The sequence below is a fragment of the uncultured Stenotrophomonas sp. genome (assembly GCF_945952405.1).
Classification (GTDB): Bacteria; Pseudomonadota; Gammaproteobacteria; order Xanthomonadales; family Xanthomonadaceae; genus Stenotrophomonas.
Genome location: NZ_CAMFIA010000007.1, coordinates 13,854 through 34,596, shown reverse-complemented (window position 1 = coordinate 34,596; position 20,743 = coordinate 13,854). Strand labels below are relative to the sequence as shown.

Below are 20,743 nucleotides of genomic sequence, written 5' to 3'. Positions count from 1 at the left end.
CGGGCACAACCTCTCCGATAGCGGCATCGGCATGCAAATCAGTCACGCCGCGCCTCTGCATTGAGTTCGGCGCGCCGCCGGATACGGGCGGCAACACTGCCCGCCAGCTGCATATCCACCTCGCTCATATCCATCGCCGGAAATGCCAAGCGCTCCGCAACCTGCTCAGTCACCGTGGCATCGTCAAGGCGCTGGCGCGCCGCATTGCCGAGGCGACCGAAGAACTTGCTGGCCAATTCGTCAGCATTCGCCGACTGCCGCCAGTTCACGCCCGCATTTTCCGCCTTCGAGAACAGCGCGAAGGCCACCGCCAGGCTGTCGCCAAGGTTCACGAGCAACTCCTCATAGGCCTGACTGGCAGCCTCGCTGATGACACCGTTCGCCGTGCTTAGACAACGGTCCGCCACCTCGGCCAATTCCAGCTCCAGGCGCGGTAGCTCGGCCGAAATCTCACCCTCCATTGCCTCATATTCCTCAGCCAATGAGAGCGCCGAGCGCTCATTCGCGCGAAGCTTCTGAATATCACGGGTCAGCGTGCCATCGCTCTGGCGCAGTTTGGTCCCCCACTGCTGACGAGCAGCGGCGGCATCACCCTGTGCAGCCTGTTTGGCGCGCTGCATCGTATCGACCTTGGCCACCAGTGCGCGCTTGCGCTGCACTTCACTGGCCAACTGCTGTGCCAGCTCGTTCAGCCGCTGCCTGTTCTCCGATACCGGCGCAGCCTCGCTCCCTTCGCCGAATTGAATGGCCGGTTCGGAAGTAGTGGTGTTGATGCTCTGGTTGTCGCTCATGTTGAATCTCCATTGAAAAGATCTGGCGGGGGTAGGCTCACCCGACAATGTGTCGGAGAGCTGTATGAAAGACAGCGCCGCTCACAGGCCGCTGTCGTGAACCTTGCGGGGGTCGAAGACGAAGACGCGGATGGCGCCCAAGCCTGGGACACGTACGGTTTGGGAGGGCCTGCCGTCAGCGCTGCGCTTAAGCCATCCGGCCTCAGCCAGCGTGCGTGCGGCCAAGCGCACATCGAAGCCCGCACATAGCTCCCGTCTGAACGATTCCTGCAGCACCAGGTATTCCGTCAATCCAACTTCATCGAAGCGCCGGAAACCTACGCGATCGCGCACCGGCACAGTGCCTTCAGGGCTGCGCAGCGGCTCAAGACGGCTTTCGCCGTGGGCCTCAAAGAACGCACGCACGCGCGAGAGCAGTTCGTCGGTGTCGGCGCTGCCGGAACCGCCCCGACGTTGCAGCCAAGCCTGAAAGCACGCGGCGACACCGCGTGTGGCCTCACCCTTTGGCCAGCCGGTGATGCGGTGGCGACAGCTGCTGGCCAATTCCCCGGCAAAGGCGACAACAGCAAAGCGCTCGGCCACCCGGCGCACCTCGCCCGAGGCATCTTCGGGTACGTAGGTGGCCAGGAACCGGTCGGCGGATTCGCGCAACTGGGCGGTCAGCGTCGGGCTGTCCTGCTGGGTCAGGTAACCCATCCACAGCGGCCAAGGTGCGCCGTAGGTTCGCGCGGCGGCGTCCTTGAGCAGAGCCGACAGCGCCGCGCCGTCGCTGGCATCGTGCAGACGCTCAAACACGCCGTGCCCGCCCTCGGCCTCAGCGGGTACGTCGGCCAAGCGCACGGACTGGCCCGCCCGTGCCTGCTTGCCCGCCTCGGCCATGTGCTGGGCCAACCCGACCTCGCCGGCCGACAGGATCAGCACCCGCCAGCGTGCCGCCGCACGGGCCTCACCGGCCCGGTTGGCGCGGCTCTTGCCGTTGCCGTTGGCCAGCAGGTAGGCGGCATCACCGGCCTGCTTGGGATCGATCTGCGCCAGTTCATCCAGAATCAGCGTTGCATCGTTATGCAGCACGGCCACGCCTTCCAGGCCGTTGGCCGTACTGCGCCACTCGCGGGCATAGTCCGGGGGACCGACCACGCTGGCCGCCACGCGCAGCGCCGTGCTCTTGCCGCTACTGCTGCCGCCGACCAGGTGGAAGCCACCGCCCGTAGCGCCGGTGAAGTGCAGCAAGGGCCCTGCGAACATCGCCGACACCGCCAGCACCAGCCGCGAGTTGTCTTGGCAGCGTCGGGCCACGTCACGTCGCCAATCGTCTACCGTGCCAACCGCCGCATAGTGGTGCTGCAATCCCCCGCTGTGCTGATAGACCAGCCGCTCCGCGCCATTTCCGTAGCTTTCGCCATTGGGCAGCACATAGCGGCCCTCATGCCAGCCCGGCACGGCCACGTTGCGGGCGCGCGTGTCGATGCGTTCCTGAATGATGTAGGCCAGCAGACGCTGCATAGTGTTGCGGTGGGCCGACATTTCCACGCCACCAGCGGCGAGCTGACGCACGAACTCGCGTGGATCGCCCACCAGCATTTCCGCAGGTGCCGCCCACTGGTGGGGATGGCCATCGGCATCGGTCCAGGTCAGCAACCGCCCCCATTCCTCGCTCTGGCTGTTGCGGGTCTTGGCCTCGACCTTCAACGGCGAGCAGACGAACACCGGCTCGGCAGGCTCACCGTCCTCGGTGACACCGACGTAGTACACGCCGGTCTCGTTGAGCTGGTAGTGGGCTCGCGCCGCACCGCCACTGGCACTGCCACTGGTGCAGTCAGCGGCGTCCTTGTTGCTCTTGGTCTTGCCCTTGGCGCCCTTGCGCACGGCGCGCTGAATCGAGCCGCGTACGGCGCCGGTACCGGCGTCCTTGGCGGCATCATTGAAATCGACAGAGGTGACGTTGCTCATGCACGGGGCTCCGGTGCCGCGCCGGCGCACTGCGCCTTCGGGATAAAGAGAGGGATCATCAGGAAGTAGCCTCATGGCGTGGCCGCGGCGGCATGGCCACGACCCCGCCCACGGCATCGGCGGCGCGCTGGGCGTTGGCTACGCCCGGATTGATGCCCAGCCGCGCGGCGGTGGCCGCATCGTCATCGGCGCACACCACGATCACCGCCGAGGGGAACTTGGCGCGCAGGGCGCAGGCCACCGGCTCCAGGTTTCCGGCATCGAAGGCCACAGCAGTGGGGTGGCCCGTGGCCTCATGGATACTGGCGGCAGTGGCATAGCCTTCGGCGATGCACACCACGTCGCTGACCGTACGGCCCACGGCGTAGTACAGCCCGCGTTTACGGCCACCGGCCAGGAAGCGCTTGCTGCCATCGGCGGCGATGGTTTGCAGGCTCCACAGCCGCCCTTGTGCATCACGCAAGGGCACCAGCAGCAGGCCCTCCAGCTGTCGTAGGCCGTGCACGCCCACGCCCTTAGCCACTAGGTAGGGATGATCCGGGGCAGCGGCGCTGGCGCGCTGCCAGCGCTCACGCGCCTGCTGCCGGGCCACCGCGTGGCGCTGGGCGCGTTCGGCCTGCTGCTGCCGTTGTGCGCGCACCACGGCCTCGCGCAGCATCGCGCGGTCGGCCTCGCTGAGCGCCTCGCTTCCAACTTCGCACCAGGACTCATTGAGCCCGGTCTTCCAGTTGCCGTAGGCACCGGCCTGCGGCGGGCCTGCGTGCAGCACATACCAACCACTGCGCTGGCCGCTACCATCGCCCTCGGCGCGTATGCGTCGCAGACGGCCATCGGCCACCGACACATCCAGCATCAGCCCCGCTGCGCGCAGGGTGGCAAGGAATCCCTCAGGCCGCGTCATCGTCGGCCTCCAGCTGGCTGCTGTGCCGGGCGCTGGCCACCACGGCGGCCAGGTCCTCATGCACGTAGGCGGCGCTGAACGCTACAGCGCCAAAGGGCACCGCCATGCGCTCATCGACGCTGGCCAGCAGCAGTGCAGCCGAGCGTGCACGCTCCACGCGATTGAAGCTGTCCTCGCTGATCCAGTAGCCATACGGCATGGTTGCAGCGCCGGGCGCGCGCTCTTGTGGCGGCTCGACAGCAGCCTGCTCGGCTTGCAGGTCTTCCAGCTGCAAGGCCATGCCTCGATCGAACTGTTCCTGCGACTGCGCAGGCACGAACAACGACAGGCGCACGCGCACCCGCGCTGCGACAGTGGCCAGCTCCAGACAATCACGCTCCAGCGGCCACAGCAGACGCTCGCGCAGGCGGTCTTCCAAGGGGTGGCCTTCCAGCGCCTCATCCAATTCACCATTGAGGAGGGCAAGACGCCGCGAGGCCTTGTTGTGCAGCCGCTCGATACGGCGAGCCACCTCGACAATATGGCCGGTCCGCTCGGCATCGAACCAGGTATCGGTGATGGTGGCGCTGAGCACCCCATCGGCCACACCCGGCACGCCGGACACACTCACGGTATCGAGGCTCATGCAGCCACCTCCGCATCACGGACCATGGCCAACAGCTGACCTACGGACAGGGATTCCAGTGCACCAGGGCAGCACTCAAGTGCGCCTACCAGCTGCGACAGCGCGGCCATCGGCATCGTATGGATGCGCTGCAACTGGCGCGCGGCGCTGAACAGGTCATGCGTGGCCGCATCGTCATTGACGGCGACCATGTTCAGGGAGAGAGCGTTCATCGCGCAGCCCCCTGCACGGTTGCCGCAATGGCCTGCTGCACCTCGCCCAGCGTCAGCGCATCAGGCGCTTTGCCGGTGGCCTCCAAGCGCGCAGTCAGCGTCAGCCAGCGGCAATGGTCCCAATCAAGGGTGTCGGCGATTTCGCCGAGGTGGTGAGCAATACGGGCGGCAAAGCGCGACGGCGCGGCCAGGGTGTCATGAGACATGGCAGGGTCCTCAGGTAAGTTGAGGTCCACCACCGCGCTGCTAAACGAGGTGACGGACGGTACGCGGTTAGCAGACCGGCCTGAGGACCGGCAGACCTTTCGGTCTCCGCGCACCGCCCGCCATAGAACTGGCAAGCAATCGCCCGCGACGACACAGCAGGCAATAAAAAAGCGCCGTGCATCGGTCGATGGGCGCTGGTGCGCCTCAGGGTTCGGGCTGCTAAACCCGGTCGCCGATTGTGCGGCGACGGGGCAATGCTGCATCGGATGAGCCGGTGCTGTCAACACGCGCGTCATCGCCGCGTGCTGCGCTTGGCGCGCGGTGCTTCAGTGGCGTTCTCACTGAGCGCGCGGCGTTCTGCCGAATCGCTGAGGGGCAGGCAAATCTCGGCGCTCGGGCAGACGCTTGGCACATGCGTGCGCACGATCTCGGTGTAGGCCGAGAACGTGTGACCGCACAGCGCATTGCGGCACTGGAGCACGGATTCGCGCAGCAGTTTGGAATGCAGCACGCTGGTGCGCACGATGGCAGGCGTATCGCAATGCGGGCAGCGCAGGAAGGCTCTTGAACTGGTCATCGCAATGCCTCAGCAGTCAGTGGTGGAACGGCTACCCGCGACACCACGCGAGAGTGCAATGCGGCCGCCTTGCGCAGTCCGGCTCTGGGAGAAATTCAGCGCGAGATTCGGCTGTGCCACAGCCGTTCGCAGATGCTCAGCCAGGAACTTGGCTTCTGCCGGGCTCAGGGTGAACTTCTGATCGGAGATGGTCAGGACGATGGTGTCTTTCATGGCTGCGCTCGCAGGTGGGTATCGGGAATGTGGGTGGCAATCCACGCGTCCACGTCCGACTCCAACCAGACAGTTACGCGCGGGGAAAGGGGGATCGATGCGGGGAACCGGCCGCGCTTCATCAGCCAGTACAGGTGCGAGCGGGAAATGCCGGTGCGACTGAGCACTTCGGGCTTGCGCAGGAAGCGTTCACCGCGTGCGGCGTCAGGCCGGGAATGATCGGCAGGCTGACCAGGTGCGGTCGCCTGAGGGGCTGGGGAACCAAGCATGTGAAAGGTCGCGGGGCTGACGTTTCGTCAACCGCCGCCCTGTGTTGTGGGCTTGGTTAGAAGGCTAGAGACAGCTGCCGCTCAACTCACGCAGCTCGATGTGTAGGGAAAATTTTTACAGTATTTTGTAAAATTACACATGACGAATCCCCCTTGACGGCGCAACCTTGCTCCGTTCCAGCCAACTGGCGGGAGCTGACAAGCGAGCGCAGCAGTCAGGCCGCTCGACTGGTTGCGCAGGACAAACGGACGCGCCTGGCAATCTGCTGATCCAGGCCAGTAGCGCAAAATGTGCGACGAGCGAACTATCGACTACTGGCGGGTTGGGTCTGGTCATCGGCCGTCATGGCGACCGCTCGGCGACCTTCAAAGCAACCCGCTGGCCGGAAAGAGGCTGCGGCAGAGCCATTCAATCGGCGCGCGCCATCGACCCGCATGTGTCCAATACGGATCGATAGGGCGCCGATGTAACCAGCGTAACCAGCTGTAACCAGTGAATACGGCGCTCCGACAATGGACGCAACCGAATGATTTACAAGACATTTCGCAGCGGTGTAACCAGTGGTACCGCTGTAACCAGAAAAAACAGTAAGTCAGAAATGAAAGAGGGAAGAACGGGAGGTCAGCGGGAGGTCCTCAGGCCGTCCAGATAGTCCGCCCAAGCCTGCATCATTTTCGCCCGTTCGACCAAGTGAGCCGTACGGTTGTATGCACGTCCGTTTGGATCACGCACGGCGTGTGCCAGCTGGTGCTCGATGTAGTCCGGGCGGAAACCCAGCACCTCATCCAGCACAGTTCGTGCCATCGCGCGGAAGCCATGCCCGGTCATCGTGTCGGAGTCGTAGCCAAGGCGACGTAGCGCTGCGTTGATCGTGTTCTCGCTAATCGGGCGCCCCTTGCCACGCACACTGGGGAACACGAACTCTTTCCGTCCAGTCAGCGGGTGCACAGACCTAAGAATCGCCACAGACTGCGAAGCCAATGGAACAACGTGCGATTGGCCGGTCTTGCTTGCCGTGAACCGCCATTCGCCATTGTCCAGGTCGATGTCCGACCACTGTGCACGACGAAGCTCACCAGGGCGAACGAATACCAGCGGCGCTAGGCACAGAGCCGCCATGACAATCGGTGATCCTTGATAGCCATGTATTGAGCGCAGCAGTTCTGCGATCTGCTTGGGCTCAGTCATGCTGGCGAAGTGACGACCTTCGGGCGAAGTGAGCGCTCCTTTCAGATCCTCTGCCACGTTCCTGTCTGCACGTCCTGTCGCTATCGCGTATCGAAGAACCTGGCTGACCAGCATCCGCGCCCGATGTGCAGTTTCGACAGCGCCCCGCCCTTCGATCTTGCGTAGCGTCTCCAACAGTTCACGCGCTGTGATCGCTGCAATGGGTCGTTGCCCGATGTACGGCGTCAGATCTTTTTCGATCAAGCGCGTCTCTCGTTTCACCGACCCGGCAGACAGCTTCTTGGCTCTCATCGCCAAGTGCTCGCGCGCCAGCGCCTCAAATGTGTTGGTGGCCAGTTCCAAGCTGGCCACTTTCTGCGCCTTGCGCTGCTCGCCCGGATCAACACCTTCGGCCAACAGCTTTCGCGCAGCAGCATGGCGCTCGCGCACAGACGCCAGGCTCACCTCTGGATAGGTGCCAAGCGACAGCGTGTTGCGCTTGCCGGTCACAGGACGCCGATAGTCCCAGCGCCACCATCTGGCGCCATCAGGTTTCAGCAGCAGGTACAGGCCTCCACCGTCTCGCAGCTTCTGCACGGCAGCGGTGGGCTTGGTCCTGCGAATGGCGGTATCGGTCAATGACATGGTGGCGGTAACTGGTTTGGCGGTAACAGGTGTAGAGCAGGTGGAGGTTACCGCCAAAGATACCGCCAGAGAAGTCTGGATTCTGCTGGATCACTTAGGACGCAATCAGACGCAAAAAAGGCCGAAACCCCTGTTTTTTCAGGATATTTCAGCCTTCATAGGACGACATAGGATCATCAATTGGTGGGCCCACCAGGATTCGAACCTGGAACCAAGGGATTATGAGTCCCCTGCTCTAACCGTTGAGCTATAGGCCCGGCGCAGCATCACAGTGTAGTGGAGCCGGCGCTCAACCGGCTAGCACCCGCCGCAGGCAGCGCGCGCGAACGCTGTCAGCCACCACAGCGGATTCACCCGAAGCGCGCGCCCATCTGCCGCACCCGCTCGGCATTTGCCTGCGCCAGCGCGCGCATGGCGGGCGATTGGATCCGGTCATCAACCGCCACGCGTTGCCAGAAGGTTTCGGCGACCGGTGCCGCCCAGCGCAGATGCTGCAGGTCGCCGCTACCCAGCAGCTCGATCGGCGCCAGCGGTTCATCCGCACGCAGTACGCCCAGCTTGGAGGGCACCAGCGACATCGGCAGCATGTCGTAGACCGGCGCCAACGGCAGCGGTCCGCGATCAATGAAGTGGAAGCCGATATTGCCGTGGTGCATGTCGCTGTTGCCGATCAGCCGCCCGAACGCGTGGCGCCGGCCCATTGCCTGCACGGTATCGGCGGTCAGCCAGCCTTGCGCCTGCAACGCGGCGCCTGCCACGTGCCACGCCGAGCCGACGTCGCCAACGAAGGCCGACGACAGCGACATCAGCGAGACCAGGCCGCGCCGCCCCAGCACAGTGGGCGTGCGGTCGAAGCGCTCGACTTCCAGGAAGGTGTGCGTGGCCGACTGCAGCAGTTCGCTGTACGCCGCTGCCTCGCCCGCCTCGCGCAGGGTTCCAAGCGCCAGGTGTTCGCAGACCAGCAGGTCGCTCCAGCGCTGGGCGGCGGCACCGCCATCCGGCTGGGCGAACTTGACCAGCACCGCACGGCGCGCCCCCCTGGCCTCGACGGTGGCGGTGAACTTGGGTTGCTCGCCCCCTGGCGAGGAGCCCACGTCTTCTCCGTCCAGCGCGGCGCGTGCACGTTCGGGGTACTGGCGAAGGCGGTCGTCGACCGCGACCCGGTCAGGCGGCGCCTGCAGCTCTGCCAGCGCTGCGTCCGCCGCGCCGCTACCGAGCAGCAGATCGCCCGCCTCGGTGCCACCGGCACTCACCAGCGCCGTCAGTACATCGTCCAGCTGCCAGCCCTTGAGGTCCTTCGGCAGGCCCAGCGCCTGCGCGCGGCCGTGCGCGAAGCTGCGGCCAAGGAAGCCCTGCGGACGCAGGTCGTCCAGGTACCAGGGCAGGTCCGGAAAGAAAGCGGCAACGTCGCCGTCAGGGGCGCGCCGCAGGTTCGGGCGGTCACGCCGGGTATCCACGTGGAAGCAGCCGCCGGCCAGTGCGATCACCCGCCCCAGCTCCTCCAGCGTCGCGTCTTCGCGCAGCCGGTACAGCGGCCATTCGCTGCCGGCGCGGGTCGTCTGCCGCAGCGCATAGGCGGTCGCGCGGGTGCTGCCCATGCGCACCACCTGCGGGCCACTGGCCGCCACCAGCCGGCTGAGCGCCATCCGGTCCACGCCCAGGCGCTCGGCCAACACCGCGGCAGGTAGCGGCTGGCCGGGGACCAGCTGGGCGATCAGATCCTGGACCTGTGGGCGTTGCGCGCGTGCCATGTGCATTACGTAATACGAAGTGTGTTACGTAATTAGCATCAAAAAATCGAGACTGCAAGCACCGGCTTGCGCATATACGCTTGAAAATACTGGATATATTTAACCCAGCCACGACCCAGGCGCGGACATTGGTTACATTAAATGTTACGTAATTATCATGATCAGCCGAGCATGGGCTCGGCGCTACAGGGGCGTGGCAGGCAAAGAAAAACCCCGCACCAGGCGGGGTTTTTCTCGACGCATCAGCACGTACCGGAGATCAATCGATATCCAGGAAGCTGCGCAGCTGTTCCGAACGGCTCGGGTGACGCAGCTTGCGCAGGGCCTTCGCTTCGATCTGGCGGATGCGCTCGCGGGTCACGTCGAACTGCTTGCCGACCTCTTCCAGCGTGTGGTCGGTATTCATGTCGATGCCGAAGCGCATGCGCAGCACCTTGGCTTCCCTCGGGGTGAGGCCGGCCAGCACGTCGCGCACGGTTTCAGACAGATTGATGTTGGTGGTGTTCTCGATCGGGGACTCCACGTTGGTGTCCTCGATGAAGTCGCCCAGATGGGAATCCTCGTCGTCGCCGATCGGGGTTTCCATCGAGATCGGCTCCTTGGCGATCTTCATCACCTTGCGGATCTTGTCTTCCGGCATGTCCATTTCCTTGGCCAGCTCCTCCGGCGTGGCCTCGCGGCCGTACTGCTGGAGCATCTGGCGGGAAATGCGGTTCAACTTGTTGATCGTCTCGATCATGTGCACCGGAATACGGATGGTGCGCGCCTGGTCGGCGATCGAGCGGGTGATCGCCTGGCGGATCCACCAGGTGGCGTAGGTCGAGAACTTGTAACCGCGGCGGTACTCGAACTTGTCCACGGCCTTCATCAGGCCGATGTTGCCTTCCTGGATCAGGTCGAGGAACTGCAGGCCGCGGTTGGTGTACTTCTTGGCGATCGAGATCACCAGGCGCAGGTTGGCCTCGACCATTTCCTTCTTGGCCTTGCGCGCCTTGGCTTCACCGTAGGCCATGGCACGGCTGATTTCCTTCAGCTCTTCCAGGTCCAGCTGGGTCAGCTTCTCGATGTCGATCGTCGCCTGCTGTTCGGCAATGATCTGGTCCTTCACTTCGCGCAGGGCCGACGACCACTTCTGCTTGCGCTTCAGTGCGTCTTCCACCCATTCCAGGTTGGTCTGGTTGCCTTCCCAGGAACGGATGAAGTCCTTGCGCGGCATGCGGGCGGTGACCGTGGCCAGGTTCAGCACGCGACGCTCATGGGCCTTGATCTCGGCCATGGTGTCGCGCAGCTGCTTGGTCAGCACGTCGGTCAGCGGCAGCGGCAGCTTCAGGGTGACGAACACCGCCGACATCTCTTCGCGCAGGCGCGGCAGGTTCTTCTTGTCGCCCTTGGTCGCGGCCTTCTTGAAGGCGTTGAAGGCATCGCTCAGCGCCTGCATGCGTGCAGCGACTTCTTCCGGATCGGGACCGGTCGGTGCGGCTTCTTCCTCGCCACCCTCGACATCATCGTCCTCGTCCTCGTCGCCTTCAGCGTCGGCGTCGCCGCTGTCATCGGCAGCCGCCGCCGGCGGCGCCGGCTCTTCGTCGGCCAGGTCGTTGAAGCCGACGATCACTTCGGCCAGGCGCTTCTTGCCTTCCTTGTGGGCTTCGTAATCGGTCAGCAGCGACTCGACCGAGACCGGGAACTGGCCCAGCGCGGCCTGGACCTGCGAAAGGCCTTCCTCGATGCGCTTGGCAATGGCGATTTCGCCTTCGCGGGTCAGCAGCTCGACGGTACCCATTTCGCGCATGTACATGCGCACCGGGTCGGTGGTGCGGCCACCTTCGGTGTCGAGCGCGCTCAGCGCGGCGGCGGCTTCTTCGGCCGCGGTGTCATCGACTTCGCGGTTACCGGTGTTGCCGTCGTTGAGAAGCAGGGTTTCCACATCCGGCGCAACTTCATGGACATCGATGCCCATGCCGTTGATCATGCCGATGATGTCTTCGATCTGTTCCGGGTCGACCATGTCGTCCGGCAGATGGTCATTGACTTCGGCGTAGGTCAGGTAGCCCTGTTCCAGGCCCTTGCTGATCAGTTGCTTGATTTCGGATTGGGCAGGACGTTCGTTGGCCATGTAGTGCTCGCGCCACCGGCTGGGTAGGAAATAGGGAACGTAGCATTATACCAGCCCGGGGCCCCGCCTGCCGGGCGGTGGTCCCGCAGGCTCAGGGCCTGAGAAGGAAGGTCACAGGACCGTCATTGACCAGGCTGACGACCATATGGGCACCAAATCGGCCCGTTTCCACCCCTGGCGCGTGATTTTCACGGCAGATCCGGACAAAACGATTGAACCCGCGTTCAGCCTCGTCCGGCGGCGCGGCGCTGGTGAAGCTCGGGCGCATGCCCGAGCGGGTATCGGCCGCCAGGGTGAACTGGCTGACCAGCAGCAGCCCGCCCGCGGTGTCGCGCAGCGACCGGTTCATCTTCCCGGCCTCGTCGGCGAACACCCGGTAGCCCAGCAGGCGCTCGGCCATCCGCCGCAGTTGCGGTTCGGTGTCGCCCGGTTCCATCCCGACCAGGGCCAGCAGCCCGGGGCCGATCTGCCCCACCACTTCGTCGTCGACATGCACGGCGGCCTGGCTGACACGTTGGATCAGGACGAGCATCGTGGGCTTCCAATCAACAGGGCCGGCCACGATAGCAGCGCCCTTGGCTAAACTGGCGCCGATGAATCCGCAACGCAAAGCCCGGCTGGTCTACCGCGCCACCACCCTGTTCGCCCGCCTGCCCTGGCCCCTGCTGCGGGGCTTCGCGCGTGCCCTGGCGTGGGCATGGATCAGTCTCAATGCCCGTGAGAGCCGCGTCACCCGGCGCAACCTGGAACTGGCCTACCCCGAGCTGGAGGGCGCCGCACGCGACCGCCTGCACCGTGACCTGCTGCGCTCCACCGCACTGCAGGCCATCGAGACCCTGCGCCTGTGGAGCCAGGCACCGGCCGACAACCTGCGCCTGCACCTGAAGGAGCGCCACGGCGAGGCGCTGTACGACGCTGCCCTGGCCAGCGGCAAGGGTGTGATCGTGGCCGCCCCGCACTTCGGCAACTGGGAACTGCTGAACCAGTGGCTGGCCTCGCGCGGGCAGATCGCCATCGTCTACAAGCCACCGGAGGACGAAGCCAGCGATGCCTTCCTGCAGCTGGTACGGGGCGGCCAGAACGTACAGCAGGTGCGCGCCGAAGGCCCGGCGGTGCGCCAGCTGTTCAAGGTGCTCAAGGACGGCGGCGCCACCGGCATCCTGCCCGACCAGCAGCCCAAGGCCGGCGACGGCGTGTTCGTGCCGTTCTTCGGCGTGCAGGCGCTGACCATGACCCTGGTCAACCGGCTGGCCGAGCGCACCGGTGCCACCGTTCTGTATGGCTGGTGCGAGCGCATCGGCCCGGACATGGAGTTCGCCCTGCACATCGAGCCGACCGACCCGGCCGTGGCCGACCCCGACCCGCAGGTGGCCGCCACCGCGCTCAATGCCGGCATCGAGCGCATCGCCCGCCGCGACCCGGCGCAGTACCAGTGGACCTACAAGCGCTATACGCTGCGACCACCGGGCAGTGGCGAGGAAGACCCCTACGCCACCGAGGAACACCCGCACTGACGCCCGCCGGGTCCCTGCGACCGGCGGCCGCACCACGTTGAATACGACGCCGGCGCCCCCATAGAGACTGCGATGTCCGCCTCCCCCGGTCCTGCCATGCCTGCTGCTTCTTCCCTGTTCGGCGATCCGGCCGCGATCCGCTGCGAGCGCGCGGTTGCCGAACTGCGCGCCGGTCGCCCGGTCCTGCTCCACGACGGCCAGGGCCAGCGCCTGGCGGTGATCGCGCTGGACAGCGCCACCGCCAGCAGCTTCGCGGCCTTCGCCAGCGCTGCGCGCGAGCACCACTACCTGTTCCTGACCGCCACCCGCGCCCGCGTACTCGGTGTAGAGGCGCCGGCGGGCGCGCGCCTGCCGTTGGCCGGTGTCGCCTTCGATGCCCTGCCCTCGCTCGGCTACCTGCGCGAGCCGGGCCCGATGCCGGACGGCTGGAGCGCCGGTGACGCCTTCGATGCCGGCGCGGTGGAACTGGCCCGCCTTGGCCTGCTGCTGCCGGCAATGGTGGCGGTGCGCCTGGAAGCGGATGACCGCACGTTCGAAGGCGCCGCCGAAGTGGCCCTGTGCGACCTCGCCGAAGGTGCCGCACACGCCGCCCACGACTACGAACTGGTGGCGCGTTCGCCGGTGCCGCTGCGCGACGTCGGCATGACCACCTTCGCGGTGTTCCGGGGGGGCGTCGCCCAGCGTGACCAGGTCGCGATCATCGTCGGCGAACCCGACCTGTCGGCGGTGGTACCGGTACGCGTGCACTCCTCGTGCCTGACCGGCGATCTGTTCGGTTCACTCAAGTGCGACTGCGGTGACCAGCTGCGGCGTGGACTGCGCAAGCTCAAGGAACTGGGCGGCGGCGTGCTGCTGTACCTGGACCAGGAAGGACGCGGCACCGGCATCGCGGCCAAGATGCGCGCCTACGGTTACCAGCACGACGGCCTGGACACCATCGATGCCGATGCGCAGCTCGGCTTCGGTGCGGACGAGCGCCGCTACGGCAGCGCGGTGGCGATGCTGCGCGGCCTGGGCATCACCCGCGTGGCCCTGCTCAGCAACAACCCGACCAAGGCGCAGCGCCTGCGCAACGCCGGCATCGAGGTGCTGGACTGCATTCCGGTCACCGGCGAGATCACCGCCGAGAACGAGCACTACCTGCGCACCAAGGCCGATCGCGCGGGCCACATGCTGGATGTGGACGCACTGATCCAGGCTGCCCAGTAACACGGCCGACCTGCTACCGTCTGCGCGGTGCGGTGGTGACCGCCACCGCCCGCCCTGCTGCCCGACGGAGCCTGCGTGACCGACGCCTCGATTCCTGTACCGCCTGCCGCTGACTGGCAGGCACTCCCGCAACGTGCGGCACGCCTGGCGGCACTGGCCGGCGCCTTCGGCGGCCTGTTCCTGCCCGGCCTGCCGCTGGCGGCGGCCGCGTGGTTCTTCGATCTGCCCGGTGGGCTGTGGACCGCTGCGGCCGGGCTGCTGGCGGGCGTCGCCTTCGGTGCCTGGCTGGGCCGTCGCCGGCTGCTGCGTACCCGCTGGCGGCTGGATGCACAGGGCCTGGGCCTGCGCCGCGACCTGATGTGGCAGCTGGAGACGCGCATTCCGATCTCGCGCGTGCAGCACCTGGACCTGCGCCGGGGCCCGCTGGAGCGCCGCGCCGGCCTCGCCACGCTGATCGTGCACACCGCCGGCACCCGCATGAGTGCGGTCACCATCAGCGGGCTGGATGATGCCGACGCCGAGCGGCTGCGCGACACGCTCTCCCACCAGCTCGACCAGGACGCCGACGCCCTGTGAGCCTGCCTCCGCCCCTGCCCGCATCGCTGCCTGCCGGCGGCGAGGACCATCGCCTGCATCCGTGGTCGTGGCTGTTCGTGCTGCTGATGCAGCTCCGCCACTACTTCCTGCCGCTGGTTGCGCTGCTGGTGTTCGGCCAGCGCGGTGACCGCGATCCGATGTGGGCGCAGCTGATCCCGCTGACGGCGATCGCCGCGCTGGTGCTGGTATCGGTGCTGCAGTACCTGAGCTACCGCTACCGCATCGGCAGCGATGCGATCACCGTGCGCAGCGGCCTGCTCGCGCGCAACCGGCGCGAGATCCCGTTCGCCCGCATCCACAACGTGGAAGTGCGGCAGAACCCGCTGCATCGCCTGTTCGGGGTGGCCGAGCTGCGCCTGGAATCGGCCGGCGGCACGCGCCCGGAAGCCGAGATGCGGGTGCTGAAGCTGGATCAGGCACTGGCCCTGGAACGGCTGGTCCGCCAACGCGGGCAGGCGCCTGCGGCGGCACACGTGACCGCGTCCGGCGCGCCGCTGCCGGATGCCGCCACCGACAGCGAGCAGGTCCTGCTGCGCCTGTCGAGCTGGGACGTGGTGCGCATGGGCCTGCTTTCCAATCGCGGCTGGGCGCTGGCAGTGGCCGCATTCGGCGTGCTGTTCCAGACCGTGCCGCGCCCGGTGATGGACGACGCCCTGCAACGCGGCGGCCGCGAAGCCTTCGGCTATGCCAGCCACCTGCATCCGGGCGTGGCCGGCGCGATCCTGCTGCTGGCCGCGGCGCTGCTGCTGGGCTGGCTGGGGCTGCGCGTGCTGTCGGTGGTGCTGACCCTGCTGCGCTATCACGGCTTCACGCTCAGCGAGCAGGAGCGCCGCCTGACCGTGTCGGCCGGCCTGCTCAGCCGCACCCGCAGCAGCGTGGCACGCCGCCGCATCCAGGCCTGGACGCTGCGCGAAGGCACGCTGCAGCGCTGGTTCGGCCTGCGCCAGCTGCGCATCGACAGTGCCGCCGGCGGGCCTTCGCGCGATGAGGATCGCGCCCTGCGCGAACTGGCGCCGCTGGCCACCCGCACGCACTGCACGCAGCTGGTGCAACACCTGCTGCCACAGCTGCACTGGCCACCGCCGCAGTGGCAGGCGATTCCGCAACGCGGCTGGTGGCGGCTGTGCCTGGGCGCGCTGCTGCTGGTGCCGCTGCTGGCCGCCGCCAGCTATTGGCGCTGGGGGCCGTGGGGGCTGCTCGTGCTGGCCTGGCTACCGATGGCGCTATGGGTCGCGCGGCGGCAGATGGCACGCATGGGCTGGTACCTGGACGGCGACTATGTGGCGGTGCGTGGCGGCTGGTGGAAGCGCTGGTGGCGCTGGGCCGAACTGGACAAGGTGCAGGGCCTGCGCCTGCAGCGCTCGCCGCTGGACAAACTGCTCGGCACCAGCAGCCTGCAGCTGGACACCGCTGGCGCGCACGGTGATGTGGCGCTGACCCTGCACTACCTTCCGCAGGCGCAGGCCCAGCAGGTGATGGAGCAGCTGGCCGCGGCATTGGCACGGCGCAGGCTGCGCTGGTGATGCAGGGTCGGATCGCGGACACGGCACAGGTCGTGCCCGGGCGCTGGCCGGCAACCGCCGACATTTCCGGGATTGCCGGCCAGCGGCCGGCACTACCTTCGAGGGATCTGACCCCGGCTTCCGGCAAGCCGAGCATGGACTCGGCTCTACAGCATGACGGTCAGCGCTGCGAGGGGCCCCAGTAGCCCAGGTCCTTGCGGATCTGCAGGTCGCGCATCCAGCTGCCGAACGGTTTGCGCCGCAGCACGCCCATCCCGCCGGACAGGAATTGCTCGGTGGCCGCGATCACCCGCTCGCTGGACAGGCCATCGCGATAGGGGTGGATGGCATCGGCGTAGCGCACGATCTCGGCGCGCAGCGCGGCATCCGGGTGCAGGGCGCGCTGCAGCATCTGCGGCAGCTGTGCGGGGTCATCGAAGTCGATCATGTGCGGCTTGGGCACGCGGTTGCGGAAGGTCACCACCGGCTTGTGCTGGACGATGAACTCGGAAACGATCGACGAGGTATCCGACACCAGCACATCGGCCGCGCGCTGCGCGGCCATCACCTGCTCCGGCTCGATGAAGCGGGCATTGGCGCCGGCCAGCGCGCGGTATCGTTCGAACAGCTCCGGCGCGCACTTCGGGTGCAGGGTCAGCAGCCAGTAGCGGTCACCGGCAGCGATATCGGCGGCGATCTGCGCATGCAGGTGCGGTGCCGCGCTCAGCCGCTCGGTGAAGGTCGAACCGAACAGGATCACCGGGCGATCACCGGCCGGCGCGCGCAGCGCGGCGCTCTCGCCACCGTCGTCGCGGAACAGCGGGTCCAGCTTCGGCCAGCCGGTCTCGGCCACCGCGAAGTGGCCCTGCTGGTCGGCGATCTGGCGGAACGGGGCGGTGGTGGCCGGCCCCTGCGTGCAGTACAGGTCGAACATGCCGCGCACCCGGAAGTGGCCACGGGCACTGTCGCGCTTCTCCACGTTGAAGCCATGGAACAGCTGCACCTTGGCCCCGGACAGGAAGGTCGGCACCCAGTTGGCGGCGCTGAACACCGCCCGCGGACGCATCGCCAGGGCCTGCTTCAGGCCGATGCCGGGCACCCCCGGCAGGCGGCTGCCGGCCGCGCCGTCTTCGAACCAGGCCGCAACATCCTGCCCGGAAGCGTGCAAGGCCTGCGCCAACGGGGCGAGAATAGGCAGCGCATAGCGCTCCGTCGCAAACAACAGGTACCCGGCCATCATGTCCTCCACGACCGCTCCCATCGAACGGCCTCGCATCTCGGCGTGCATTATCGCGTTCAACGAGGCCGGGCGCATCGGCGACTGCCTGGCCTCGCTGGCCTTCTGCGATGAGATCGTAGTGGTGGACTCCTATTCCACCGATGCCACCCCCGCCATCGCCGAGGCCGCGGGCGCGCGCGTGCTGCAGCGCCCGTTCGAAGGCTTCCGCAGCCAGAAGGCGTTCTGCGTGGAGCAGGCCGGCCACGACTGGGTCCTGTGCCTGGATGCCGACGAACGCATCAGCCCGGAGCTGCGCAGCGCCATCGAACAGGCCCGTGACGGCGGCTTCAGTGGCCATGCCGGCTACCGGTTCGCCCGCCTGTCGGAGTACTTCGGCCGGTTCCTGCGCCACGGCAACGCCTACCCGGACCGGGTGATGCGCCTGTTCGACCGCCGCCAGGGCGGCTGGCGTGGCAAGCGCGAGATCCACGAGGCCGCCAGCGTCGACGGCAGCGTCGGCACCCTGCGCGGCGACCTGATCCACTATCCGTACCGGTCACTGCAGCAGCAGCTGGCCAAGACCGAGAAGTACGCGCGGATGATGGCCGAGCACGAATTCGCACGCGGCAAGCGGGCCACGCTGGGCAAGCTGGTACTGGCTCCGGCCTGGCGGTTCTGGCGCGGCTTCCTGTTCCGCGGAGGCTTCCGCGATGGCTGGCATGGCCTGGTCTACGCCTACGTACGCGCCAACTACGTGCGGCAGAAGACCATCATGCTGTGGATGCTGGGCAACGGCCAGGCGGTGGCCGACCCGCCGCCGCCCGCGGACCGCTGCTGAGCCTGCTGTGTCACACTCACCGCGCGTTGCCTGAAGGTCCCCCATGAACATCCTGTACACCAACTTCCACTACGGCGACGGTGGCGGCCACACCACGTACATCGTTTCCCTGGCGCGTGCCCTGCACGGCCGGCACACGCTGCATGTCGCCGCTCCCGCCGGCAGCCGCCTGCTGCGCACCGTGACCGAAGAAGGTATCGCCACCCCGCTGCCGATGGCCTTCGGCAGCGGCCTGCCGACCCTGCCGCAGCAGCTGGCCGAACAGCGCGCGTTGCGCCGGCTGGTGCGCGACCAGGGCATCGACCTGGTCCACGTCAATGGCGCGCGCGACCACCGCTTCGTGATGCAGGGGCTGCTCGGCATGCGGCGCCCGCCGATCGTCCTGACCAAGCACAACAGCAAGCCGACCAATACCCTGGGCAACGTCTTCCGCGCGCGCTGGGCGACCGACCGGGTGATCGCGGTGTCGGCCCACACCGGGCGCCTGCTGCAGCAGGGGCCGTACCGGCATTGCCCGATCGACGTGGTCCGCAACGGCGTCGACCTGGCCCATTTCGCGCCATTGCCCGCCGAGGCCGGGCATGCGATGCGGCAGCAGTGGACCCAGGACCCGCAGGCGCTGGTGCTGGTCAGCAATGCCGGCAGTGACGACTACAAGGGCTGGATCGACCTGGCGCAGGCGATCGCCCTGCTGCCGGAAACGATCCGCCCGCACGTGCACATGGCGGTGGCCGGGCACCTGCCCAGCGCGCAGCAGCGCGAGCAGGTGCAGGCCCTGGGCGAGGTCGCGGCGCAGGTGCACTTCACCGGCCTGCTGGCCGATACGCGCCCGCTCATCGCGGCCGGCGACGCCGGCTTCGTGCTGTCCCACGACGTCGAGACCATTTCCTTCGCCTGCCGCGAAATGATGGCCAGTGCCCGACCGATGCTGGTCAGCGACTACGCCGGGCTGCCGGAGAACATCGAACAGGGCGTCGATGGCTGGGTGGTGCCGACCCGTGATATCGCCGCCATCGCGGCGCAGGTCCAGGCAATGTATGAACAGCGCGCGGCGCTGCCGGCGATGGGCCTGGCCGCACGCCGCCATGCCGAGGCCGGGTTCGGCCTGCAGACCTTCGCCGAATCGACCCTGGCCAGCTACGAAGCGGCGCTGGCGTCGGCCTGATCCACGCCGCGCGGCTCGGACAGCGCCAGCAGCAGGGCGACCCAGGCGGCATAGAACGAAGCGGTGCGCATGTCACGCAGCATCATCTCGGTGACCCCGAACACGGCGAAGGCGACACAGATGCTGAGCCCCGCCGCGGCATGCAGCCGCGAGCGCTCGTCGCCGCGCCACAGGCGTGGCAGGAAGACCAGCGCCGGCGCCACGTAGACCAGCACCAGGCCCAGCCCGCCCAGCACGCCGTAGGTGGCCAGGAAGTACAGCAGGTCGTTGTGGGTCTCGCCGAAATCACGCGCGACCATCGCCGACACCCGGCCCTGTTCGGCCAGCCGTTCCAGTTCCTGGCGGAAGCGATCGCCGCCACCAACACCGAACACCGGCTGCTCGCGGATCATGTAGCCCGCCGCCGTCCACAACTGCAGGCGGATGCACACCGAGGTATCGGCCAGGTGATCGGCACTGCAGTCGCCGTACTCGCTGACGCCGGCATCGATGCGCTCGCGCAGCGCGCCATCATGGGTGGCGATGACCCCCACCGCCGTCGCCAGCACCAGGCCCAGCAGGATCTTCGCGCGTCCCAGCCGCCGGCCCATCACCAGCAGGCCGATCAACAGGAAGCACGGGATCGCCAGCAGGCCACCACGGGTCTGCGTCCACAGGAAGGCAATCACGCCCAGGATGCCGGTCAACAGCTTCAGCGTGGCCTCGACGCGGGTGAAGCGCGTCACCGGCAGACCCAGCGACAACAGGCTCAGCACGCCGAACAGCAGGGTCAGGTCACCGTAGGTCACCGCATTGAACTGCTGGGTGGCGGGCCGCACGCCGGTTTCCAGCGCCAGCCAGCCGATGATGGCCGCCGCCGACCACACCGCAGGCAATGTTCCCAGCAGCGCACGCGCAAGAATCCTGCGCGGCACCCGCAGCGCGGCAAACAGGATCAGCAGCATCGACAGCAAGCGCGCGGCTTTCTCGACTTCCGATCCCTTCCAGATGCCATGCACGCCCTGGCTGATCAGCACGCCCACCAGCATCACCGCCATGCCGACCCCCATCCACGCGTAGCGGCGGGCGGAGCCGGGCAACAGGGCCGGTGACGCCGAGGGCACCAGCAGCACCACGATCGACAGCAGGATGGCCAGGTAGAAGCCTGCGCTGCCCCCCTCCATGGTGATCATCAACAGCGTCGGCAGCGCACCCAGCACCACGGCGTAGGCGCCGGCCAGGAAGCCCGTCGTGCGGGAGGTAGGCAGGGAAAGCTGGGTCACGTGGTGCGGTCGGCA

Annotated in this window: 21 protein-coding genes and 1 tRNA gene; 6 read left to right on the top strand and 16 right to left on the bottom strand. The window is 67.2% G+C overall.

What is annotated here, in order from left to right; all coding sequences use genetic code 11:
- Nucleotides 1–38: 38 nt before the first annotated feature.
- The 14 genes from Q0P60_RS09090 to dtd form a co-directional block, all read right to left on the bottom strand.
- On the bottom strand, nucleotides 39–791 hold the full coding sequence (locus Q0P60_RS09090; RefSeq protein ID WP_294991466.1) for a hypothetical protein: 753 nt from the start codon (nucleotides 789–791) through the stop codon (nucleotides 39–41).
- An 81-nt stretch (nucleotides 792–872) separates the two neighbouring features.
- On the bottom strand, nucleotides 873–2,771 hold the full coding sequence (locus Q0P60_RS09085) for a DUF927 domain-containing protein (protein ID WP_294991463.1): 1,899 nt from the start codon (nucleotides 2,769–2,771) through the stop codon (nucleotides 873–875).
- 28 nt (nucleotides 2,772–2,799) lie between these two features.
- A complete protein-coding gene (locus Q0P60_RS09080) occupies nucleotides 2,800–3,642 on the bottom strand; it encodes a toprim domain-containing protein (protein ID WP_294991459.1) in 843 nt (280 codons plus the stop codon).
- A complete protein-coding gene (locus Q0P60_RS09075; RefSeq protein WP_294991456.1) occupies nucleotides 3,629–4,267 on the bottom strand; it encodes a hypothetical protein in 639 nt (212 codons plus the stop codon). The genes Q0P60_RS09080 and Q0P60_RS09075 overlap by 14 nt, the downstream gene beginning before the upstream one ends.
- A complete protein-coding gene (locus Q0P60_RS09070; RefSeq protein WP_294991453.1) occupies nucleotides 4,264–4,479 on the bottom strand; it encodes a hypothetical protein in 216 nt (71 codons plus the stop codon). The genes Q0P60_RS09075 and Q0P60_RS09070 overlap by 4 nt, the downstream gene beginning before the upstream one ends.
- Complete coding sequence (locus Q0P60_RS09065; RefSeq protein ID WP_294991450.1) at nucleotides 4,476–4,685, bottom strand: hypothetical protein; 210 nt, start codon at nucleotides 4,683–4,685, stop codon at nucleotides 4,476–4,478. The genes Q0P60_RS09070 and Q0P60_RS09065 overlap by 4 nt, the downstream gene beginning before the upstream one ends.
- 293 nt (nucleotides 4,686–4,978) lie before the next feature.
- Nucleotides 4,979–5,263 (bottom strand): ogr/Delta-like zinc finger family protein, encoded by a 285-nt coding sequence (locus tag Q0P60_RS09060; protein WP_080353451.1) that lies wholly within the window; start codon nucleotides 5,261–5,263, stop codon nucleotides 4,979–4,981.
- Nucleotides 5,264–5,272: 9 nt separating this feature from the next.
- The gene (locus Q0P60_RS09055) at nucleotides 5,273–5,476 is read right to left on the bottom strand and encodes a hypothetical protein (protein ID WP_049453498.1); all 204 of its coding nucleotides are present in this window, start codon (nucleotides 5,474–5,476) and stop codon (nucleotides 5,273–5,275) included.
- Nucleotides 5,473–5,745 (bottom strand): AlpA family transcriptional regulator, encoded by a 273-nt coding sequence (locus Q0P60_RS09050; protein ID WP_081284528.1) that lies wholly within the window; start codon nucleotides 5,743–5,745, stop codon nucleotides 5,473–5,475. The genes Q0P60_RS09055 and Q0P60_RS09050 overlap by 4 nt, the downstream gene beginning before the upstream one ends.
- A 622-nt stretch (nucleotides 5,746–6,367) precedes the next feature.
- On the bottom strand, nucleotides 6,368–7,558 hold the full coding sequence (locus Q0P60_RS09045; RefSeq protein ID WP_294991442.1) for an integrase arm-type DNA-binding domain-containing protein: 1,191 nt from the start codon (nucleotides 7,556–7,558) through the stop codon (nucleotides 6,368–6,370).
- Between the two features lie 181 nt (nucleotides 7,559–7,739).
- A tRNA-Ile gene (locus Q0P60_RS09040) sits at nucleotides 7,740–7,815 on the bottom strand.
- Nucleotides 7,816–7,908: 93 nt separating this feature from the next.
- A complete protein-coding gene (yjjJ, locus tag Q0P60_RS09035) occupies nucleotides 7,909–9,309 on the bottom strand; it encodes a type II toxin-antitoxin system HipA family toxin YjjJ (RefSeq protein WP_294991439.1) in 1,401 nt (466 codons plus the stop codon).
- Between the two features lie 259 nt (nucleotides 9,310–9,568).
- Nucleotides 9,569–11,422: an RNA polymerase sigma factor RpoD gene (rpoD, locus tag Q0P60_RS09030; RefSeq protein ID WP_294991436.1), complete on the bottom strand. Its 1,854-nt coding sequence runs from the start codon at nucleotides 11,420–11,422 to the stop codon at nucleotides 9,569–9,571.
- Nucleotides 11,423–11,513: 91 nt separating this feature from the next.
- A complete protein-coding gene (gene dtd / locus Q0P60_RS09025) occupies nucleotides 11,514–11,954 on the bottom strand; it encodes a D-aminoacyl-tRNA deacylase (RefSeq protein WP_294991433.1) in 441 nt (146 codons plus the stop codon).
- 61 nt (nucleotides 11,955–12,015) lie between these two features.
- On the opposite strand from dtd, the gene Q0P60_RS09020 reads away from it, so the two are divergent.
- From Q0P60_RS09020 to Q0P60_RS09005, 4 genes are all read left to right on the top strand, one after another.
- A complete protein-coding gene (locus tag Q0P60_RS09020) occupies nucleotides 12,016–12,936 on the top strand; it encodes a lauroyl acyltransferase (protein WP_294991430.1) in 921 nt (306 codons plus the stop codon).
- A gap of 72 nt (nucleotides 12,937–13,008) precedes the next feature.
- A complete protein-coding gene (ribA, locus tag Q0P60_RS09015; RefSeq protein ID WP_294991428.1) occupies nucleotides 13,009–14,145 on the top strand; it encodes a GTP cyclohydrolase II RibA in 1,137 nt (378 codons plus the stop codon).
- Between the two features lie 75 nt (nucleotides 14,146–14,220).
- Nucleotides 14,221–14,721 carry a PH domain-containing protein gene (locus tag Q0P60_RS09010; protein WP_294991425.1) on the top strand — a complete coding sequence of 167 codons (501 nt, stop codon included), beginning with the start codon at nucleotides 14,221–14,223 and terminating at the stop codon, nucleotides 14,719–14,721.
- Entirely contained in the window at nucleotides 14,718–16,265 is a 1,548-nt protein-coding gene (locus Q0P60_RS09005; RefSeq protein ID WP_294991422.1) for a PH domain-containing protein, read from the top strand. The genes Q0P60_RS09010 and Q0P60_RS09005 overlap by 4 nt, the downstream gene beginning before the upstream one ends.
- A gap of 160 nt (nucleotides 16,266–16,425) precedes the next feature.
- Here the strand turns inward: Q0P60_RS09005 and Q0P60_RS09000 are convergent, their stop codons facing one another.
- Nucleotides 16,426–17,484, bottom strand: a complete 1,059-nt coding sequence (locus tag Q0P60_RS09000) for a CDP-glycerol glycerophosphotransferase family protein (protein ID WP_294992072.1) — start codon at nucleotides 17,482–17,484, stop codon at nucleotides 16,426–16,428.
- Between Q0P60_RS09000 and Q0P60_RS08995 the strand changes: the two genes are divergently transcribed.
- Nucleotides 17,483–18,301, top strand: coding sequence for a glycosyltransferase family 2 protein (locus Q0P60_RS08995; RefSeq protein WP_294991420.1), 819 nt, complete (start codon nucleotides 17,483–17,485; stop codon nucleotides 18,299–18,301). The two genes, Q0P60_RS09000 and Q0P60_RS08995, sit on opposite strands and share 2 nt — an antisense overlap.
- A 43-nt stretch (nucleotides 18,302–18,344) precedes the next feature.
- Nucleotides 18,345–19,466 (top strand): glycosyltransferase family 4 protein, encoded by a 1,122-nt coding sequence (locus tag Q0P60_RS08990; protein WP_294991417.1) that lies wholly within the window; start codon nucleotides 18,345–18,347, stop codon nucleotides 19,464–19,466.
- Here Q0P60_RS08990 and Q0P60_RS08985 read toward each other — a convergent pair.
- On the bottom strand, nucleotides 19,439–20,728 hold the full coding sequence (locus tag Q0P60_RS08985; RefSeq protein WP_294991416.1) for an O-antigen ligase family protein: 1,290 nt from the start codon (nucleotides 20,726–20,728) through the stop codon (nucleotides 19,439–19,441). The genes Q0P60_RS08990 and Q0P60_RS08985 overlap by 28 nt on opposite strands.
- Nucleotides 20,729–20,743: the final 15 nt, after the last annotated feature.

What these genes read in the sequence shown, in the direction of transcription:
- dtd (WP_294991433.1), bottom strand. Translation starts at nt 11,954, where the DNA reads ATGCTCGTCCTGATCCAACGTGTCAGCCAGGCCGCCGTGCATGTCGAC.
- rpoD (WP_294991436.1), bottom strand. Translation starts at nt 11,422, where the DNA reads ATGGCCAACGAACGTCCTGCCCAATCCGAAATCAAGCAACTGATCAGC.
- Q0P60_RS09090 (WP_294991466.1), bottom strand. Translation starts at nt 791, where the DNA reads ATGAGCGACAACCAGAGCATCAACACCACTACTTCCGAACCGGCCATT.
- Q0P60_RS09060 (WP_080353451.1), bottom strand. Translation starts at nt 5,263, where the DNA reads ATGACCAGTTCAAGAGCCTTCCTGCGCTGCCCGCATTGCGATACGCCT.
- Q0P60_RS08990 (WP_294991417.1), top strand. Translation starts at nt 18,345, where the DNA reads ATGAACATCCTGTACACCAACTTCCACTACGGCGACGGTGGCGGCCAC.
- Q0P60_RS09045 (WP_294991442.1), bottom strand. Translation starts at nt 7,558, where the DNA reads ATGTCATTGACCGATACCGCCATTCGCAGGACCAAGCCCACCGCTGCC.
- Q0P60_RS09075 (WP_294991456.1), bottom strand. Translation starts at nt 4,267, where the DNA reads ATGAGCCTCGATACCGTGAGTGTGTCCGGCGTGCCGGGTGTGGCCGAT.
- Q0P60_RS08995 (WP_294991420.1), top strand. Translation starts at nt 17,483, where the DNA reads ATGTCCTCCACGACCGCTCCCATCGAACGGCCTCGCATCTCGGCGTGC.
- Q0P60_RS09050 (WP_081284528.1), bottom strand. Translation starts at nt 5,745, where the DNA reads ATGCTTGGTTCCCCAGCCCCTCAGGCGACCGCACCTGGTCAGCCTGCC.
- Q0P60_RS09070 (WP_294991453.1), bottom strand. Translation starts at nt 4,479, where the DNA reads ATGAACGCTCTCTCCCTGAACATGGTCGCCGTCAATGACGATGCGGCC.
- yjjJ (WP_294991439.1), bottom strand. Translation starts at nt 9,309, where the DNA reads ATGGCACGCGCGCAACGCCCACAGGTCCAGGATCTGATCGCCCAGCTG.
- Q0P60_RS09080 (WP_294991459.1), bottom strand. Translation starts at nt 3,642, where the DNA reads ATGACGCGGCCTGAGGGATTCCTTGCCACCCTGCGCGCAGCGGGGCTG.
- Q0P60_RS09000 (WP_294992072.1), bottom strand. Translation starts at nt 17,484, where the DNA reads ATGATGGCCGGGTACCTGTTGTTTGCGACGGAGCGCTATGCGCTGCCT.
- Q0P60_RS09065 (WP_294991450.1), bottom strand. Translation starts at nt 4,685, where the DNA reads ATGTCTCATGACACCCTGGCCGCGCCGTCGCGCTTTGCCGCCCGTATT.
- Q0P60_RS09055 (WP_049453498.1), bottom strand. Translation starts at nt 5,476, where the DNA reads ATGAAAGACACCATCGTCCTGACCATCTCCGATCAGAAGTTCACCCTG.
- ribA (WP_294991428.1), top strand. Translation starts at nt 13,009, where the DNA reads ATGTCCGCCTCCCCCGGTCCTGCCATGCCTGCTGCTTCTTCCCTGTTC.
- Q0P60_RS09020 (WP_294991430.1), top strand. Translation starts at nt 12,016, where the DNA reads ATGAATCCGCAACGCAAAGCCCGGCTGGTCTACCGCGCCACCACCCTG.